The following is a 16,636-nucleotide window of genomic DNA, read 5'->3' on the forward strand; positions in this document are numbered from 1 at the left end:
ATGGCACTAGTTACGCTTTCAGCCGGCGATGAACAGCACCAATAAGCAGCCTAGAAAAAAGCCCAGCCCTATAAGGTTGGGCTTTTTTTGGCCTTAACTACCTTTGGCGCAGCTGGCGCTGCCGGTGCCGTGGGCAGGCTCACGGTCACGTTGGTACCGGCACCGGGGCGGCTCTGGATTACCAGCGTGCCGCCGTGCCGGTGCACGAAAGCGCGGCACAGCGCCAAGCCCAGGCCCAAGCCCGTGGTTTGGGGCGTGGCAGTAGGCTCGGGCAGGGCCGGGCCGCTCATGAGGGCTGCAACATTGCCCGCGCTCATGCCGGGGCCCGTATCGGTGCAGCTGAGCAGTATCCTTTGCGGGTCGTCGGGGTCGAGGGCTGCTTCCAAATGCACGTGGCCGCCCGCGGGCATGAACTTTAGGGCGTTGCCCACCAGGTTGCGCAGAATGGTGCGCACCATATTATGGTCGACCATCAGGCGCAGGCCAGCGGGAGCCGACATGGTGATGGTCTGCCAGCTGGCGGCTGCCGTGGTTTGGTATAGGGTCTGGCATTCGGTAAAGAGCTCCGACACCAACAAGGGCGCGGGGCGGCATTCCAACTCTCCGGTTTGGCTCACGGCCCAGTTCAACACGTTGTCGAGCAAATGGTTGAGACTGTCCGCAGCCTGCCGCACCAAGGCGGGCAAGCGGGCCAGGCCTACTTGGTCGTTTTGGACAATGTAGGAATCTATCAGGCTGGTAACGCCGGCAAACGCCGTGACCGGGCCGCGCAAGTCGTGGGCCACAATGGCGTAAAGCTTGTCTTTAAAAACAGCCACCCTGCGCAGTTCCTCTGAGGCTTTTTCCAGGGCTTGGTTGTTGGCTGCCAGGGCCGCACGGTTGCGGCGCAGGTTGCGGTAGAGGTACACCGTTACCAACAGGCCAATGGCAAGTATGGCCACGGCAGCGGTCAGAATTCGGCTGTTCCACACCTGCTGCCGGTTTTGTTCGGTGAGGAGGCGGAGACGGCGGGCGCGTTCCTGGGTCTCGTAGTTTACCTGGGCAGTAGCCAGGGTTTGCATCGTTTGGCGGCTGTTCAGGGTGTCGTTGAGCTGCAGGTACCGCTGGTTCCACTCGTACGCTTGCCGGAAGCGGCCCTGCTCGGCAGCCTCCGAGGAGAGAATGCTGTAGGCGTCGAGCACCCGCTCCAGGTAGTTGCTTTGCCGAGCCACCTTTAGGGCTTCCCGGGCCGCTGCTTCGGCTCGTTCGGGCTGCTCGGTTTCGATATAGTACATGGAAAACATAATCAGCTGGCTGGCCATGTTGCGCGCCGTGTTTTGGCGGCGGCTAATGGCCAGCGCCTGCGTGAGCAAGCGCTTTACCCGGCCCATGTTCCCAACCTGCATTTGGTAGGTAGCCAGGCTGGAGAGATAATTCGACTGAGCCGTGGAGTCGCCGTCGCGACGGGCCAGGGCGAGGGCCAGCGAATCGTAGTGCATGGCTTGCGGGTACTGCTGCCGGTAGAAGAACAGGCTGCCCACGTTGCCCAACAGCCGCATGCGGGTGCGGGACTTCACGTCGGGGTGCGATGCCAGCTGCAGGGCGCGGCGGTAGTACCGCCACGCCGTGGTGGAATCTCGCCGCTCGTGGTAAACGCTGCCCTGCGACGTGTAGGTACGAGCCAGGGCATCGTTGTCTTGCAGGCGACGGGCCAGAACCTGTGCTTCAGCAAGCAGCGTCAGCGCCTCGGGCCCGTTCGATAGGTTGGCGTAGCAGCTAGCCAAGCACTGCAGGCCGCGCAGCAGGCCAGCATCCTGCTCTTTTGCGGGCAGGGTTCTGGCCAACGCCACGGCCGCTTCGCCATAAGGCAGCGCACGTGCGGGCTGCTCGGTGTGCAGGGCTGCGCACATAGCGGTTAGCAGCCGCAAGCGGGTGGTGTCGGGCACCCGCGTTTCCAGTTTCAGACGTATTTCTTCGGCCCGGACCGGCAGGGGTTGCTCACCTGCTGCCGCCGCCGAGGAGGTAGGCAGCAAGCCAATGGCCATCAGCCATATCAGCAGAAATCTGAGCCGGGTTATAAGTGGATACATAGTGCCAGTCAAATATAAGCACTATGCAGCAATGCCTCATGCTTTAATGCTATTTTAAAACGAACCGGCCCCACGTACCCTTCGCCCGGGTTAGCATCCCGCAATTTCCTTGCTGGCTCCTCAGCAATTTATTTTGGCTACTCTATTCTGGTGCCTTCCTCCCTCAAACTCAGTCGTGAGAAAGGTCGATACAATTTCCTGGGCTTGCTCTTCGCTCACGTAGCGGGCCGGCACACACAGCACGTTAGCGTTGTTGTGTTGCCGGGCCAAGCCCGCGAGCTCGGGCAGCCAGGCAATGGCCGCACGCACGCCGGCGTGTTTGTTGGCCGTGATGCACACGCCATTGGCCGAGCCGCACAGCAGGATGCCTTCTTCGTAGTCGCCAGCAGCCACCGCCGCCGATAAAGGATGGGCTACGTCGGGGTAGTCCATGGAGTCGGCAGAAAAGGTCCCGAAATCGTGCACCTCGTGGCCTTGGTCGCTGAGCCAGGTGCGAAGCATTTCCTTTTGAACAAAGCCCGCATGGTCGGAGCCGAGAGCAATTTTCATGTGTTTTTCAGTAAAGAGGAAAGAGCCTGAAGCGCCGGAGCCAAGTTATAGTGCCCTGACACTGCTTGGCGCTGCTACTTGGTTATCTCGCTGTTTAGGCGGGCGGTGTCGTTGCGCCGCACGGCCCGGGCTATATTGATACTCAGCTCGTAGAGCAGCAAGATGGGAATGGTAACGATGATTTGCGACGAGATGTCGGGCGGGGTGATGATGGCCGAGATAATCAGAATCACCACAATGGCGTGCTTGCGGTACACCTGCATGATTTCGGGCGTAATCAGCCCGGCTTTGGCCAGGAAGAACACCACCATGGGCAGCTCAAACACAAAGGCGCAGGAGAGCGTCATGGTTGTGAGCGTGGAGATGTAGCTCTGCATGTCAATCTGGTTCTCGATGGTGGGGTCCACCGTGTAGGAAGCCAGGAAGTTGATGCTGAGCGGTGCCGCTACGTAGTAGCCAAACAGCAGCCCGAGAATGAACAGTATCGATACAAAGAACACCGCGCCCTGCGAGTTCTTGCGTTCGTGCGGGTACAGGCCGGGCTTCACAAAGCGCCACAGCTCCCAAAACAGGTAGGGAAAGGCCAGCACGATGCCCACGATGAACGAGGTGCTGATGTGCATGGCCAGCTGCCCGCTCATCTCGCGGTTCTGAATCACAAAGTTGACGCTGTTGCTGCACGGCTCCGCCGACCCCATCCACTTGCCCAACTGGCAGAAGGCGCGGTAGGTCCAGAAGTCGTTGCGCGAAGGCCCCAGAATCAGGTCATGAAACAGAAACTCCTTGGCAAAGAAGGCGCCGGTGGCAAACACCACCACCGAAATCGCCGCCCGGATAACGTGCCAGCGCAACGCCTCCAGGTGGTCGATGAAGGACATTTCGTGCTGTTCGCCCAGCGGAAGTTGTTGTTGCGATTTAGACTGCACGGAGAGGGACGGAATGAAGAAGGAAATGGCTGGCGTCTGTCATCCTGAGCGCAGTGAAGGACCTTATCGCGCTCGCAGCAGTTAGATAACTGCAAACCGTTCAGCGGTGATAAGGTCCTTCACTGCGCTCAGGATGACAACTGCTACCATTCCTTATGTAAAAAGCTAAGCAAAAAGCGGGTAGTCCTGCAGCCAGGAGTTCACCTGCTGCCGCACTTGCCCGATGCGGGTGTCGTTGTCATGGTTGGTCAGGGTTTCGTCGATTAGCTCCACAATGCGGCCCATATCGGATTCGCCCAGCCCGCGGGTAGTTACGGCAGCCGAGCCAATGCGGATGCCGCTGGTCACAAATGGCGACTTGTCGTCGAAGGGCACCATGTTTTTATTGATGGTGATATCGGCTTTCACCAGCGTGTTTTCCGCCAGCTTGCCACTGATGCCTTTCGAGCGCAGGTCAATCAGCATGAGGTGGTTGTCGGTGCCGCCCGAAATGATGTCGTAGCCCAAGCCCACAAAGCCCGCCGCCAGCGCTTGCGCATTGCGCGCTACTTGCTGGGTGTAGGATTTGAAATCAGCATTTAAAGCTTCGCCAAACGCCACGGCCTTGGCGGCAATGACGTGCTCCAGCGGCCCGCCCTGGGTGCCGGGAAATACGGCGCCGTCGAGCACCGCCGACATCTGACGGATTTCGCCTTTCGGGGTTTTCAGGCCGAAGGGGTTTTCAAAATCCTGGCCCAGCATGATGAGGCCGCCGCGCGGGCCACGCAGGGTTTTGTGGGTGGTAGTGGTCACGATGTGACAGTGCTCGAACGGCGAATTCAGCAGGCCGGTAGCAATGAGGGCCGAAGGGTGCGAGATGTCGGCCAGCAGCAGGGCGCCTACCTCGTCGGCGGCTTCGCGCAGGGCGGCGTAGTCCCAGTCGCGGGAGTAGGCCGACGCGCCGCAGATTATCATCTTGGGGCGCTCGCGGCGGGCGGTTTCCTTCACCTTGTCCCAGTCGATGAGGCCGGTTTCTTTTTCAACACCGTAGAAGCTGGGCACAAAGTATTTGCCCGAAAAGTTGACCGGCGAACCGTGGGTGAGGTGGCCGCCGTGGCTGAGGTCGAAGCCCAGAATTTTGTCGCCGGGCTTGAGGCAGGCCAGGAACACGGCCGCGTTGGCTTGGGCACCGGAGTGGGGCTGCACGTTGGCCCAGGCCACGCCGAACAACTCCTTCACGCGGTCGATGGCGAGTTGCTCTACCTGGTCTACAATTTCGCAGCCGCCGTAGTAGCGCTTGCCGGGCAGGCCCTCGGCGTACTTATTGGTGAGCACGGAGCCTTGGGCGGCCATCACCTGTTCGGAAACATAGTTCTCCGAGGCAATGAGTTCGAGGCCGTGGGTTTGGCGGATTTTCTCCTGCGCAATGAGGTCGAAAACGGCGGTATCGAGGAGGCGGGCTGGGGCGACTGTTTGCATAACGCCAAAGGTAACAGGTGAGACGATGAGATAGCAGGGGAAGGGAATGAATGCCGAACAACAAACTTCCTTCCTATAAATAAGCAGGCCCGTTTGTTGTTCATTTGCCCAATACCCCGCCCCTTCCCAACCATTTCCGTTGTTACTTGCCAGTGCCTTTGCCTCACCACCATGTCTGCGCCTCTCGCCGAAACCCTTACCCAGCTGCGCGTTGGCAATCAGAAGTCTCTGGTTGACTTTTACCAGCGCAGCCGGCACCTGTTTGCCCGTTGGGCCCAGCGCAAGTACCAGCTGGCCGCCCCCCAGGCTCACGAGTTGCTACAAGACACACTTCTAGACTTTTACGACCAGGTGGCCGATGGCCGCCTCACCCTGATGCCTGCCGACTTGCGGGCCCACGTCTACGGCATGGCCCAGCAGCGGCTCGCGGCACATGTGCCCACGCACATGCCCTTGCCGGCCGCCGAAGCCAGCCGCCGCCAGCACCTGCTGGCCCAGTTCAACCAGCTTGGTCAGGATTGCCAGCAGGTGCTGACCTACTTTTACTTCCGCGGCTACAACTTCGAGAAGATGGGCGGTAAAATGGGCTTCCCCAACGCGACCGTGGCCCGTCGCCAGAAAAGCAACTGCTTGCGCAAACTTTACGAGCTGCTGAAATGAGTCCGCTGACTCCGTCGCCCGACCTCCGTCCCTACATCGATGAGCTGGAACGCTTCGCCGACGGTCAGATGACCCCGGAAGAACAGGAAGCTTTTGAGCTGCGCCTCGAGCAGGAAGATGCCCTGGCCGAAGCCCACGCTACCTACGAGCAGCTCACCGCCGACCTGCGCTGGGCCGCCGGCCACAACACCCTGCGCCAGCGCCTGCAGTCGCTGGACGAGCGCATGAACGAGCGCGGCGACGCCCTGGCCCGGGCCCAAAGCCTGGCCAAAGCACGCCAACGCCGCGTGGCCCTGCTAAGCAGCCTGGGGGCAGTGGTGCTGGTGATTGCGGCCGCAGCGGCCTGGTACTTCACCCGGCCCAGCCCGGCCCGGCCCGACCGCAATTGGGAAGCCTACTACCAGCCCGACCCCGGCCCAGCCGTCACGACGGGCCTGCTGCACACCCGCCCCTTGCTCAGCGAAGCCCTCGACCAGTACCAGGCCGGCCACTACCCGGCGGCCCTGCATTCGCTGGGCCGCGTGTCGCCCACCAGCGTAGGGGCCGATACCTTGCTGTACCTGCGCGGCCTCATTCTGCTGCGGCAGGGCCAGGGCAACGCCGCTCAATTGTACCTGCGCCGCGTTGGCGAGCAGGACAGCTCCAGCGAGCTGGCGCGGCGGGCGCGCTACCACCTGGGCATGGCCTACTGGCAAGCCCGGGAGCTGACGCAAGCGCGCGCCGAGCTCGGCACCGTCGCGGCCGATTCGCTTAATCCGTATCGTGCTTCGGCCCGACAGGCCATCGCAGCAGGCGTTCTACAAGCGGAGTAGCACATGAGGTAGCTGGTGCGAATAAGCCCCCCTTTCCTAACGTTAAACTCTTGCAGGAGAGTCAAATGGTGGTCGGTATCAGGTATGGTATACCAACTATGCTTTAGCGCTTGCCAATGGTATAGGCCGGCTCACGATTGGCAACGAGCGTCAACTCCCAGGTGTCGAGGTTGAGAGCCGCGAGGTGGGCCAGGTCAGGATTGTGGCGATACACGCAACCGGTATCCAGGCCCAAGGCGCCGGGGCGGGCAGCGGCACGGCTGCGCACCTGAGCGGTTGGGGTGGGCACGTGCCCGTGCAACAGGCGTTTGCCTTCGAGCCGCGAGGGGTCAAAAATAAACTTCTTGATGTTGAGCATGGTGGTGTAGTCGCGGCGCATTTCGGCCGGGGGAAGGGCGAAATCATAGCCCGCGTGCACCAGCAGGAAGTCGGGCAGCTCAATTTCGTAGGGCAGCGCGGCCAACCAGTTCAGGTAACGGGGCGGTATGTCGGCCATGCGCTGCACCCCGAAGCTGCGCAGGGTGGGCAGGCGGCCGCGCGGGCCCAGCCAGTCCCAGCGCCACCGGTGGCGGGAGGCATCGAGCAGGGCCTGGTCGTGGTTGCCGCGCAGGCAGTGCACCTGGTAGCCGGTGGCCTGCAACTGCATGAGGTAGTCGAGCACTCCGCGGCTGTCGGGGCCTTTGTTCACATAGTCGCCCAGCAGGTAAAGCTCGTCGGTGGGGGTTAGGCGCAATTCCTCCTCTACCAGATGGCGGAAGGTCTGCAGGCAGCCGTGCAGGTCGGTAGTAGCGTAGCGGGGCACGGAAAATAAGCCTATGGGGTCAGACAAAAGAACGTCACGCTGAGCACTGCTTAGCGTGACGTTCTTTTCAAATCTAACGCCGAATTAGTGACCGCCGTAGGCCGGCTTGTCTAGTTCGGGCTTGTCGAGGTTGCGGTTGGGGTTCGACTTGGGCGCGTCGAGGGCAGCTTGCTCGAGGCGGGCCTGCGTTTCGGCATCGTGCTCAATGGCGGGCAGGTCGCCGGTGCCTTTGGCCAAACCGTCGCCGGCTGGCGCGCCTTTTTTGTCGGAAGACTGCTGGCTGGTTCCTTTGCTTTTGTAGGGCATGATAAAAGTTGTGGAAAGGTGAAAAGAAGGATTGGAATACTGGGCCGCGCCGCGGCGCGGCGGGCTATTGGTCGATAGCGGTATCGGTAGCGTTGGGGTCGTTCAGCTCGGCATTGGTATCGGTGCCGGTGATGGGCTGGATGGGGCGGGGCTCCATTTGGCCCATGCCCACGCGGGAGTTGGGGTTGCGCATTTCGTCGAGGCCGGGGCGGCGGTCGTGGGCGTCGACTTCATCGACGGGGCCCACGGGGCGCATGGTGGCGTCGTAGTCGTCTTCGGGCAGGTCCTGGTTGGGGCGGTCGGGGCGGCCTTCTTCCGAATTGCGGATGTTGTCTTTGGGGTGGCCTACCTGGTCGGCGTCGGCGTTCACGCTCACGGCCGTGATGCCGTCTTCGCTGTCGGTGCCGTAGCCTTCCTTGCCGTCGCGGTTGCCAAAGCCGCCGCGGGCCGCTTCGTTCTTGGGCGGGTCGGCGTTGGGGATGCGGTGGCCGTCCTCCATTTCTTCGTTGGTGGTATCGTCGTTGATGACGCGAATGGGGCGATTATTGGGGTCGATGGCCATTGGTTTAGCGAGAGAGTTAGTGATGCAACTAGGAGTAAGGTGTACTTTAGTTTAGCCGTTTAGGTTGTACTCCAAGCCTTCCCTGCGAATCACCTTACTGCATTAATCTTCTGACAATCATGTGGACAGAAACCGATAACAGCCTCTGCCGCAGCTTTCGCTTTGCGGATTTCAAAACCGCTTTCGCCTTCCTCACTGAGGTAGCCGCCGAAGCCGAGCGCCTCGACCATCACCCGTGGTTCAGCAACGAGTACAACGCGGTAGAATTTCGCCTGCGCACCCACGACGCCGGCAACACCGTGAGCAAACGCGACCACCGGCTAGCCGAGGCGATAGATGCTGTGGCTGCGCGCTTTGAAACGGTGAAGTGAAGAAAACAACGACTCCCCTCCTTGGCTAAGGAGGGGATGTTTGAGCCAAAGGCTCAAACGGGGGTGGTTGGATTCGTTGAACGACGCCCGAACGATTTTCGCTTAATTTCCGCTCAACGGCTCGGACGCCCCAACCACCCCAGCGTCCGCTTCGCGGCCGCGTCCCCCTCCTTACCAAGGAGGGGAGTTGTCGTTGTAATGCCCGTTACCTTTGCCCCATGCCCAACACGGTCCTTTACCTCGTGCCCACGCCCATCGGCAATCTGGAAGATATTACCCTGCGGGCCATCCGCATTCTGGGCGAAGTAGGCACGGTGCTTTGCGAAGACACCCGCACCAGCGGCCGCCTCATGCAGCACCTGGGCCTGAAAAAACCGCTCCTCTCCTACCACCTGCACAACGAGCACCAGCAAGTGCCGCGCCTGCTCGAGCGCTTGGCCAAGGGCGAAACCATGGCCCTGATTTCGGACGCCGGCACGCCCGGAATTTCCGACCCAGGGTTTCTGTTGGTGCGGGAGTGCCTGGCCCAAGGCTTGGGCGTGGAGTGCCTGCCCGGGCCCACGGCCTTTGTGCCGGCGCTGCTCAAGTCCGGTTTCGGAGCCGAGCGGTTCACATTTGAGGGTTTTTTGCCGGTGAAAAAAGGCCGGCAGACGCGCTTGAAGGAGTTAACTTCGGAAACCCGGACCATGATTTTTTACGAGTCCCCGCACCGCATCGTGAAGACGCTGGGCCAGTTGGCCGAGGTGCTGGGCCCCGAGCGGCCGGCGTCGGTTAGCCGCGAATTGACCAAATTGTTTGAAGAAACCGTAACCGGGACGCTGGCCAGCCTGGAGGCTGACTTTGCCGCTCGTCCCACTATCAAAGGAGAAATTGTCGTTGTCGTCGAAGGAAACCTTGCCCCGCCCCCTCGCGAGCCCCGCCCCGGCCGCGAAGACCGATACCGCTCCGACGACGACGTCGACGGAGAGGACTAGCCTGTTGCGGCAGCCCGCGGTGCTGGCCGTGCTCGGCGCCCTGCTGCTTTGGGGTGGTTGGGCACCGTATCCGTCGGCGCCGTTGTCGCTGCTGCTGTTCGTGGGCTGGGTGCCGTACTTGGTGCTGGAGCGGCAGCTTACGCTACAAGGTGCCCGCAAGCGGCACGTATTCGCCTACACCTATCTGTTTTTGGTGCTCTGGAACGCCCTCACCACTTGGTGGGTGAGCTACGCGGAGCTCAGCGCCGGCATTGCCGCCGTGGTGCTCAATGCCCTGTTGATGTGCTTGCCGCTCATGGCCTTTCGTCAAACCAAGAAGCGGCTGGGCAACCGCGTTGGCTACCTATCGCTGCCCGTCTTTTGGATTGCCTTCGAGCAGCTGCACTTGAGCTGGGACCTCACCTGGCCTTGGCTCACGCTGGGAAATGGCTTTGCCGCCGCGCCCCAGTGGGTGCAGTGGTACGAGTACACGGGTTTCCTGGGCGGCTCGGTGTGGGTGTGGGCGGTGAACCTGTTGTTTTTTAATGAGCTGCTAAAGCATATTCCATCGCTGAGCATGTCAACGGAAGCGGTTCTAGGCGCGCGCCCTTCAGCCGTTGCCCCGGTTATTGCCGGACCGGCAAAATCGGTCCCCTTTGCTTTGGCAATACCCTTTCTGGCCCTGCTCCTGCCCATTCTTCTTTCCTATCTAATTGGTGCCACCTACCAGGAGAAAGGCCCTACGGCCGAAGTTGTAGTAGTGCAGCCCAACCTCGACCCCTACGTGGAAAAGTTTGAAGGCGGCGCCAAGTTCGTGCCCTACGAGCAGCAGTTGACCCGCCTGCTGGCCCTGTCCGAGCAAAAGCTCACTCCCCAAACCCGCCTCGTGCTATGGCCCGAAACCGCCCTAGAAGAGTCGTACTGGCAGAACACGATTGAGAGCAACCCTAAGATTCGCCGCATCCGGGAGTGGCTGGCGCGGCACCCCGGCGTGGCCCTGCTCACGGGCATCACCACCATCGACTCTTACCCGAATAAGGAAGCAGCCAGCGAAACCGCCCGTTTCCGCGATGACCTCGGCTACTACGACATTTTCAACACCGGTGCTTACTTCGCCAATGCCACGGCGCCCATTTCCTTCTACCACAAGTCGCGCCTCGTGCCGGGCGTAGAGAAGATTCCGCCGGTATTGGCGTCCGTTATTTCCCACATCGACCTTGGCGGCACCGTGGGCAGCGTGGGCAGCCAGCCCGACCGCACCGTGTACCCCGCCCATGAGCAGGCCCCCGCACTTCGCGTGGCCCCCATCATTTGCTACGAATCGATTTATGGTGACTTCGTGGCCGAATACGCCAAGAATGGCGGTACCCTGCTGAGCGTAATCACCAACGATGCATGGTGGCACGACTCGCCGGGCTACCGGCAGCTGTTTAATCACGGCGCGCTACGCTGCATCGAAACCCGCCGCGACATGGCTCGCTCGGCCAACACGGGCTTCACCGGGTTCATCAACCAAAAAGGCGAAGTCACTCAGCGCGAGCAAGCCTGGATTCCAACCGCCAGCCGCGGCACGGTTCACCTTAATGATGAAGTGACGTTCTATGTGCGCTTCGGCGAGCTGATTGGGCGGGGCACACAGATTTTGGCCGTTCTGCTCCTAGTAGTTGCTATTGTGCGCGGACGGCAGCGCCGAAACACAACTCCCCTCCTCAGCTGAGGAGGGGATGTTCGAGCCAAAGGCTCGGACGGGGGTGGTTGAGTCGTCGAACGATGGACGAACCATACCCGAACGAATTCAAGCGAGGTCGTTCGGGTATCGTTCAACGACCTCAACCACCCCAGCTGACGCTTCGCGCCAGCATCCCCTCCTCAATTGAGGAGGGGAGTTTTTGTTCTTACTATCACCTTATGACCACCAACTTCACCCAACTGTCTCTGGACTTGGCGGCGCTATGCCGCAACACCGCCCTGTTTATCCGCCAGGAAGCGGCTTCCTTCGACCGCAGCAAGATTGAGCACAAAGGCTTGCACGACTTGGTGAGCTACGTCGACCAGGAAACCGAGCGCCGGCTGGTGGCCGGCCTGCGTGAGCTGCTGCCCGAGGCTGGTTTTATCACCGAAGAAGGCACGGCGGGCCCCGACAGTCACACCGAAGACTTCACCTGGATAATTGACCCACTCGACGGCACCACCAACTTCGTGCACAGCCTACCAGTGTACTCCATCAGCGTGGCGCTGCTGTATCAGAAGGAATTGGTGGTGGGAGTAGTACACGAAGTAAACCGCGACGAGAGCTTCCGGGCCGTGCGCGGCGGCGGCGCTTTCTGCAACGACCTGCCCATCCGCGTAACAGACATTGCAGACCTCAACAGCAGCCTCATTGCCACTGGTTTTCCCTACAAGGATTTTGGCAAAATGAATGCATACCTGCAGGTGCTCGGCGCCTTCATGAGCCGCAGCCACGGCGTGCGCCGCCTCGGCTCTGCTGCCGTGGATTTGGCCTACGTGGCCGCGGGCCGCTGCGAAGGCTTCTTTGAGTTCAACCTAAATTCTTACGACGTAGCGGCTGGCATTTTGCTGGTGCGCGAAGCAGGCGGCCACGTCACTCAGTTTCTGGAAGATGGCGACCCGCTGTTCGGACGCGAAGTGGTGGCCAGCAATGGCCACGTCCACACCGAGATGCAGCAGGCCATTGGCGAGTTCTGGCAGTAATCCTTTCCTGAGGCCCCGCCGCTCTGCTTCGTTGATGACTTCGTAGCAGAACAAGCGAGGTCGTAAATTCGCAAACTATTCTTTTCAGCCCGCGGTTTACTCACCATGCTCCTGCTCGCCCTCACTTCCGTCGAAATACAGTATTGCCTCATTGGTGCCCTGTTCGTGGCGGCGGCTTTTTATGTAGGGCGGATTTTCTGGCGGGCCTTCTTTAGCAAAACAGCTGCGGGCTGCGCCAAAGGGTGCGGCGGCGCGTGTGGCGGCATCGACGTCGACCAATTGCAGCGCACCATTGAGGCCCGCGCGGCGGCTCAATCGGGCCGTTAATCACGCTCGCATTTTTCTTACTGATTCGGATAACCCGCCCCCGCCTCGGCTGCGTATAGCCGACGCGGGGGCGGGCTGCGTTTGCACCTTTCCGCTTCGCTTTACTACTTCAAAACACCACCGCCATGCAGGACAAAGAAGAAGAACGCTCCCTTGTGAACGTTGAAAACAAGCTAAAAAAGGATGGCTTCAGCCAAGACTTCACCGTCGTGAACGGCCGCCTGCAAACCATTGGCAACACCTCGGAAAAGAGCTACGCGGCTAATGAGGTTACCATTGTCGATTTCTACCGCTTCGAAGGCGAAAGCAACCCCGATGACATGTCCATCCTCTACGCCCTCGAAGCCAACGACGGTGTGCGCGGCACCATCTCTTCGGCCTACGGCACCTACGGCGACAGCGACGCGCTGGAGTTCCTCACGCAGGTAGAAACCCTGGGCAAGAACCTGGATAAGAAGCATAAGTAAGGCTTTTAGGCTTTAAATATTGCCTAGAAATCGTTCAGGCAATGCAAAGAACGTCACCCTGAAAAAGGAACGTCATGCCGAGCGGAGCCGAGGCATCTCGCATGTGGTAGTAACCTAATCGATTGGTTTACTGCTGCACGCGAGATGCCTCGGCTCCGCTCGGCATGACGTTCCTTTTTAGTTTTGTTTGCGTCTACAGGGCCACTTATATTCTATCTCACAAGCCCTTAGCTTACCAAGGCCAGTAACTCCTGCCTCGTGAGTTCCTTGAAGAAAGCAGCATCAGTTTTCACCAGGTCGTGGGCCAGGGTGCGCTTGGCTTCCTGCAGTTTCATGATTTTTTCCTCAACCGTGTCCGGGCAAATGAGGCGCACGGCCACCACTTTCTTGGTTTGGCCGATGCGGTGGCTGCGGTCTATAGCCTGGTTTTCTACGGCCGGGTTCCACCACGGGTCTACCAGGTACACGTAGTCGGCGGCGGGTAGGTTGAGGCCCGTGCCGCCGGCTTTCAGGCTGATGAGAAACACGCGCACGCTGGTATTTTCCTGAAAAGCTGTTACGGCCGCCGCTCGGTTGCGGGTCTGGCCGGTTAGGTATTCGTAGGCAATGCCGCGCTGGTCCAGCTGCTCCCGAATGAGGTTGAGCATGGCCACAAACTGCGAGAAAATCAGAATCTTATGCTGCGGCGCCTTGGTGCTGATTTCCTCCAGCAGCACTTCCAGCTTTGCCGAGGCCGGGCCGTAGTATTCTTCGTCGGGCAGCAGGGCCGGCGAGTTGCAAATCTGGCGCAGCCTGGTGAGTCCTTGCAGAATGTGCACGCTGCTCTTGCCCGTGGTTTCCTCGTGCAGGCCCATCAGCTTGGCTCGAAATTCCTGCCGACAGGCTTCGTACACCTGGCGCTGCTCGGTGCCCATTTCGCAGTAGAGCACCATTTCGGTTTTGTCAGGCAGCTCCGTGGCGACCTGGGCCTTGGTGCGGCGCAGCACGAAAGGGTTAATTTTCTGGCGAAGCGCCTGTGCCACGCGGCCGTCCTTAAACTTGTCGATACGCGCGGCGTACTGGTCCTGAAAGTGCTGCCGGCTGCCCAGCAAGCCCGGGCAGGCAAAGGAAAGCTGCCCGTAGAGGTCGTAGGTATTGTTCTCAACCGGCGTGCCCGTAATTACCACCCGGTTGCGGGCCTGCAGCAGGCAAGCGGCCTGGTAGCGCAGCGAATCGGGGTTTTTGATGGCCTGGGACTCGTCGAGAAAAACGTAGTTGAAGCTGTAATCTTTCAGCCACTGAATGTCCGACACCACCGTATTGTAGGTCGTCAGCACAATGTCGTAGGCGTAGAACTCGCGGCTGCTCTGGCGGCGGCTGGCACCGTGCAGTACGTGCACCCGCAGCGACGGCGCGAATTTGGCCACCTCGGCCTGCCAGTTGAACACCAGCGAAGTGGGCACCACCACCAAGTTGGCCACAGCCAAGCCTTTCTCGCGCTGCAGCAGAATGAAGGCTAGTACCTGCAGGGTTTTGCCCAGCCCCATGTCATCGGCCAGGCAGCCACCAAAGTTGAAAGTGTCGAGAAAATTCAGCCAGTTAAGGCCCTGCTGCTGGTACTCGCGCAGCGTGGCGCGCAGGGCTTTGGGCACAGCCACCGAGGCAATGCCGGTAAAGTCGGCCGCGGCGGCTCGGTAGCGCGCCAGCTCGGCTTGGGTGGCGGGGGTCAGGTCGGCTGGGGCGTAGAGTTCGGCCAGGGTCGCGAAGCTGATTTTGGGGGTCCGAATCCGTTCCTCCACCACTTCGCCGGCCTCGAAGTAAGCGGCAAACTTTTCTATCCATTCCTGCGGCAGAATTCCGCGGGTGCCGTCGTCGAGTTGCACGTAGCGGCTCTTGTTGCGCACGGCTTTGTGCAGGTTTTGCAGCGAGGCCTGCTGCCGGCCAAACTTCACCCGCAGCACCGTGTCGAACCAATTGGTTTCGCCGGTAACCCGAATTTTCACCCGCGCCCGGTGGGAGTTAAGGGCATTGTTCTTGAGCTTGTTGAAGCCCAGAATGGTGATGCCGTGGCTGCGCCAGTCCTCAAACGCCTCAAGAAACCACTCCTCGCTCAGGAACAGCTTTTTTGGCACATACAATGAGTCTTGGTTGAGCTGCTCCTGGAAGTCAGGGTAGTGTCGGAGCAGGGCCGCGAGCAGGCGCGCTTCGGCCGCAGCGTCGCGGGCCAGCAGAAACGGGCGTCCCAGCTCATCGGTGGCATAAAGCTGGCGGCGCGACAGCACGGGCACTTCCTTGGGGCCGTAGCGCAGCACCGGCAGCACTTCCACGTGGGCCCCGGCATCGGTGAGGTACAGCAGCGCCTCCGGTGCCTGGTCGAAGCCGCTTGCTACCCGCTGCGCAGGCGTGGCCGGGCGCACGTGGCCGTAGTTGATGTGCAGCCGGTCTTCCAGGTTAGCCAGCACATCGCGCTGAAATTCAGCAAACTTGTTGTGGTGAATGAGCAAGGTGTTGTTGCGCTTCTGGAAGAACTCCACCACTCGCCACACGTCCAGGTCATCGAGCAGGTAGAGCGCCTCACGCGCCGCCAAAAAGTACTCGTAGCGCACGGCCAGCGTTTTCAGGTCGAAGGGCTCGTCGTGCAGCAGCAGTTCGCCACGCACTTCGAAATAATCGCCCTGCTGCGTCACGAGTAGCCGTAGGTCGGTTCTGGCACTGCGCAGCTGCACCGGCAGCAAAGACTTGGCCGTGGGCTTGTCCGACACGCTGGCCTTGTGCGCATACACCGGCAACTGGTGCGGATTGCGCACAATGGCGCGCAGCGCTTCAATGCCCGCCATAGAGCGCGCCTCGTCGTAGTTGTGCTGAAAGCGACCCAAAGCGGTATAAAACTTTACCTCGTCGGGGTCCTGCAGTTGCCAGATGCCGTCCAGGGGATTAAGCAGGGCAATGGGGCTTTTGAGTTTGCCAGTAGCGGTGGTGGCAGCTTCGGCCAGGTGAACGGTCAGGTGCCCGTAGTAACGGTGGCGGTCCAGTATCAGCAGGCGCGAGCCGGCGGGTGGGGGCAGCGCGGGCCGCCGTTTCGGGGGCAGGAGCTGTACCATCAGCTCCTGCTTGGTGGCAGCGGTCACGGGGTAGAGGTCGGCGCGCTTGGGTGTCACGACCACTGCTGCCGGGCGGCTGTAGGCCAAGTCGAAATGGGCGTCGAGGTCTTCGCTCTCATCCAGCCCAAAGTCGCGGGCCGAGGCCAGCAAGTACTCCTGCCGCAAGGTCTTATCAAAGAACAAGCGCAGCTCTTTGCGCTGCAGAATGCTCAGCAGCACCACCGCCTGGTGCTCGCACAGCGTGCTTTTCGGGCCCACGCAAGCGCAGGAGACCAGCAAGCCCGACTCCTGCTGCTGCACCACCACCGTAGGAAAACGCAGCGGCCCGGTACCCACCGTACTGGTGAATACCCCGTAGTCCAGCCCCAGCGTTTCGGGCTGAATGGCGGCCAGCGTTCGGGCATCGGCCGTGGGCCAGACGCTGCAGTGCTTGCCAATAATTGCGCTGCTCAGCTCCGGCAGGGCGCGCCCCGGAAACTGGTACTTGTGCGGATGGGAGCCGGCTGGGTAGTCAGGCGCTGATTCCGATTCAGACATGCGGGGTGCAATTATGTTATTGAGGCCGAAATGGCTTGGGGCCGG

General features: G+C 60.7%; 16 protein-coding genes. 8 read left to right on the forward strand and 8 right to left on the reverse strand.

The window, feature by feature from the left end:
- Positions 1-68: 68 nt before the first annotated feature.
- The 4 genes from BMZ66_RS08015 to glyA form a co-directional block, all read right to left on the reverse strand.
- Positions 69-2,069 (reverse strand): ATP-binding protein, encoded by a 2,001-nt coding sequence (locus BMZ66_RS08015; RefSeq protein ID WP_092670885.1) that lies wholly within the window; start codon positions 2,067-2,069, stop codon positions 69-71.
- 120 nt (positions 2,070-2,189) lie between these two features.
- A complete protein-coding gene (gene rpiB / locus BMZ66_RS08020; RefSeq protein ID WP_092670887.1) occupies positions 2,190-2,618 on the reverse strand; it encodes a ribose 5-phosphate isomerase B in 429 nt (142 codons plus the stop codon).
- Between the two features lie 74 nt (positions 2,619-2,692).
- On the reverse strand, positions 2,693-3,544 hold the full coding sequence (tatC, locus tag BMZ66_RS08025; protein WP_369407585.1) for a twin-arginine translocase subunit TatC: 852 nt from the start codon (positions 3,542-3,544) through the stop codon (positions 2,693-2,695).
- A 165-nt stretch (positions 3,545-3,709) separates the two neighbouring features.
- Positions 3,710-5,002 carry a serine hydroxymethyltransferase gene (glyA, locus tag BMZ66_RS08030; RefSeq protein WP_092670891.1) on the reverse strand — a complete coding sequence of 431 codons (1,293 nt, stop codon included), beginning with the start codon at positions 5,000-5,002 and terminating at the stop codon, positions 3,710-3,712.
- A 171-nt stretch (positions 5,003-5,173) separates the two neighbouring features.
- Here glyA and BMZ66_RS08035 point away from each other — a divergent pair, with 171 nt between their 5' ends.
- Positions 5,174-5,662: an RNA polymerase sigma factor gene (locus tag BMZ66_RS08035; protein ID WP_092670893.1), complete on the forward strand. Its 489-nt coding sequence runs from the start codon at positions 5,174-5,176 to the stop codon at positions 5,660-5,662.
- The gene (locus tag BMZ66_RS08040; protein WP_092670895.1) at positions 5,659-6,474 is read left to right on the forward strand and encodes a hypothetical protein; all 816 of its coding nucleotides are present in this window, start codon (positions 5,659-5,661) and stop codon (positions 6,472-6,474) included. The genes BMZ66_RS08035 and BMZ66_RS08040 overlap by 4 nt, the downstream gene beginning before the upstream one ends.
- Positions 6,475-6,577: 103 nt before the next feature.
- Here BMZ66_RS08040 and BMZ66_RS08045 read toward each other — a convergent pair whose 3' ends face one another.
- From BMZ66_RS08045 to BMZ66_RS08055, 3 genes are all read right to left on the reverse strand, one after another.
- Entirely contained in the window at positions 6,578-7,303 is a 726-nt protein-coding gene (locus BMZ66_RS08045) for a metallophosphoesterase family protein (RefSeq protein ID WP_234795028.1), read from the reverse strand.
- Between the two features lie 57 nt (positions 7,304-7,360).
- Positions 7,361-7,582, reverse strand: a complete 222-nt coding sequence (locus tag BMZ66_RS08050) for a hypothetical protein (protein WP_092670899.1) — start codon at positions 7,580-7,582, stop codon at positions 7,361-7,363.
- Between the two features lie 64 nt (positions 7,583-7,646).
- Positions 7,647-8,144 carry a hypothetical protein gene (locus BMZ66_RS08055; RefSeq protein ID WP_092670901.1) on the reverse strand — a complete coding sequence of 166 codons (498 nt, stop codon included), beginning with the start codon at positions 8,142-8,144 and terminating at the stop codon, positions 7,647-7,649.
- 119 nt (positions 8,145-8,263) lie between these two features.
- Between BMZ66_RS08055 and BMZ66_RS08060 the strand changes: the two genes are divergently transcribed.
- From BMZ66_RS08060 to BMZ66_RS08085, 6 genes are all read left to right on the forward strand, one after another.
- Positions 8,264-8,515, forward strand: coding sequence for a 4a-hydroxytetrahydrobiopterin dehydratase (locus tag BMZ66_RS08060; RefSeq protein WP_092670903.1), 252 nt, complete (start codon positions 8,264-8,266; stop codon positions 8,513-8,515).
- A 218-nt stretch (positions 8,516-8,733) separates the two neighbouring features.
- Positions 8,734-9,489: a 16S rRNA (cytidine(1402)-2'-O)-methyltransferase gene (rsmI, locus tag BMZ66_RS08065; protein ID WP_092670905.1), complete on the forward strand. Its 756-nt coding sequence runs from the start codon at positions 8,734-8,736 to the stop codon at positions 9,487-9,489.
- A complete protein-coding gene (gene lnt / locus BMZ66_RS08070; protein WP_234795029.1) occupies positions 9,410-11,185 on the forward strand; it encodes an apolipoprotein N-acyltransferase in 1,776 nt (591 codons plus the stop codon). Before rsmI ends, lnt begins: the two co-directional genes overlap by 80 nt.
- Positions 11,186-11,376: 191 nt before the next feature.
- On the forward strand, positions 11,377-12,180 hold the full coding sequence (locus tag BMZ66_RS08075) for an inositol monophosphatase family protein (protein ID WP_092670907.1): 804 nt from the start codon (positions 11,377-11,379) through the stop codon (positions 12,178-12,180).
- A gap of 105 nt (positions 12,181-12,285) precedes the next feature.
- Complete coding sequence (locus BMZ66_RS25515; protein ID WP_092670909.1) at positions 12,286-12,507, forward strand: hypothetical protein; 222 nt, start codon at positions 12,286-12,288, stop codon at positions 12,505-12,507.
- A 125-nt stretch (positions 12,508-12,632) separates the two neighbouring features.
- Positions 12,633-12,974 (forward strand): hypothetical protein, encoded by a 342-nt coding sequence (locus BMZ66_RS08085; RefSeq protein WP_092670911.1) that lies wholly within the window; start codon positions 12,633-12,635, stop codon positions 12,972-12,974.
- A gap of 227 nt (positions 12,975-13,201) precedes the next feature.
- On the opposite strand, the gene BMZ66_RS08090 is transcribed toward BMZ66_RS08085, so the two are convergent.
- The gene (locus BMZ66_RS08090) at positions 13,202-16,591 is read right to left on the reverse strand and encodes a DEAD/DEAH box helicase (protein ID WP_092670913.1); all 3,390 of its coding nucleotides are present in this window, start codon (positions 16,589-16,591) and stop codon (positions 13,202-13,204) included.
- Positions 16,592-16,636 lie beyond the last annotated feature (45 nt).

This window comes from Hymenobacter arizonensis (assembly GCF_900115775.1).
Lineage (GTDB): Bacteria > Bacteroidota > Bacteroidia > Cytophagales > Hymenobacteraceae > Hymenobacter > Hymenobacter arizonensis.